Annotated in this window: 1 protein-coding gene; it reads right to left on the bottom strand. The window is 75.1% G+C overall.

Features of this window, described 5'->3' with window-relative positions:
* Positions 1–1,402 (bottom strand): protein kinase domain-containing protein (locus tag ACJMNC_RS17595; RefSeq protein ID WP_408949256.1); only part of this gene is annotated, 1,402 nt, incomplete at its 3' end.
* Positions 1,403–1,648: the final 246 nt, after the last annotated feature.

Raw genomic sequence — 1,648 nt, 5'->3', positions numbered from 1 at the left:
CCCGCTGCAGGTCGCCCACCCGGGCCGGTTTCCCGACCGGTTCGGTGGTGCCGTCGCCGACCTTCCCGCTCTCGTTGGCGCCCCAGCAGTACAGCTGCTCATCGGCGATGGCGCACACGGTGCCGCCGCCGACCACGATGCTGCTCACCGTGCCCAGACCCGGCACCTTCACCGGGGTGGTCCGCTGTTCGGTGGTGCCGTCGCCGACCTGTCCGCTCTCGTTGGCGCCCCAGCAGTAGGCCTGGCCGTCGCGGACGGCGCAGGTCGTGGATCCGTCGGTCGACAGCGTGGAGGCGGTGGTCTGGTCCAGCGGTTCGTCACCGCCGGTGGCGAGGATCCCGACCACCGTGCCGGCGATCGCCAGCACCAGCACCACCAGTGCACCGATCAGGGCGAGCTTCCGGCGGCGGCGCGGGGCGCCGTCCGTCGGGGAATCAGGTCCACCGTCGCCCGAACCGTTCCCGCCTGCGGCGGGTGCTCCGGGATCCGGGCGGCTCGGGGCGTCCTGACCCGCGGGAGCAGTGGCGGCCTCGGCGCCGGGGGAGGACGGGGCCGGGGACGGGACCAGCGTGGGATTGCTCGGACCGGGCGGGGCCGCGGGCGGCGGGGCCAGAACGGCTGCCAGTGCGTCGACGAACACCCGGCACGACGGGTGCCGCTGCTCCGGGTCCTTGGCGAGTGCCCGGGCGAAGACCGGATCCAGTCCGGCCGGCTCCGGGCGGCGGCTGCTGATCGGCGCGGGCGACTGCTGCAGATGTCCGTCGGCAACCTGCTGGTGCGAGCCGCCCGGGAACACCGGGGTACCGGTCAGCAGCCGGTAGAGCAGGCAGGCCAGGGCGTACTGGTCGGCGGCCGGGGTGGCCGCCGAAGCGGCCAGCACCTCCGGCGCACAGCAGTCGGGTCCGCCCGCGAGTGGGTTGGGGGTGAGCCGGCCGGTCAGGCCCAGGACGCCCAGGCCGGTGATGACGACGCTGCCGGGCGTTCCGGGTGCGTGGATCCGCGACAGCAGCACCGCGCCCGGCCCGAGGTCCCCGTGGACCTGCCCGTGCGCATGGGCGTAGTCGAGGGCATCGGCCAGGCCGGCGGCCAGCGCCAGCACCTGGTGGTCGGGCAGCCGGGGCGCGCGCAGCGGGTCGGCTTCGGTCTGCGCGGTGGCGATCCAGGCGCGGCCGCCCTCCGCCCCGTGCGCGAGCACCGGGACCAGCCCGGGGTGCACCAGCTGCTCCAGGGCCCGTGCCCGGGCGTCGAACTCGGCGAAGGAGGCCGGTGCGGCGGCCAGCACGCGCACCAGCACCCGGCCGCCGCCCGGCGGTTCGGCGGCGAAGACCTGTCCGGCGCCGTCCACCGCGATCGGACCGAACAGGCGGTATCCGCCGAGGACTCCTGCATACGGCGCGTCCACGTCGTCCCCTCACGAGATCTCCGGACCGCCGGCGGATCGTCCGCGACGGCTCTCTAGCCTTCATCGTTCGTGCAGGCCGGAGCCCGGTCCGCACGCGATCGCGGTCATCGTAACCAACCCGGCCACGCCCGGCGGGGAGCCTGTCATTCGGCCGAACGCCGACCGGCGGCGTTGACACCGGTCCCCTCGTCCCCGCAGGGTGAAGGCATGACTGCCGCGAGAACCGCGTACGAGACCCTCGAACCC

The sequence above is a fragment of the Gordonia sp. VNK21 genome (assembly GCF_046098115.1).
Taxonomy (GTDB): domain Bacteria; phylum Actinomycetota; class Actinomycetes; order Mycobacteriales; family Mycobacteriaceae; genus Gordonia.
The sequence above is the reverse complement of the archived record's forward strand: the minus strand, read 5'-3'. Positions and strand labels throughout refer to the sequence as shown.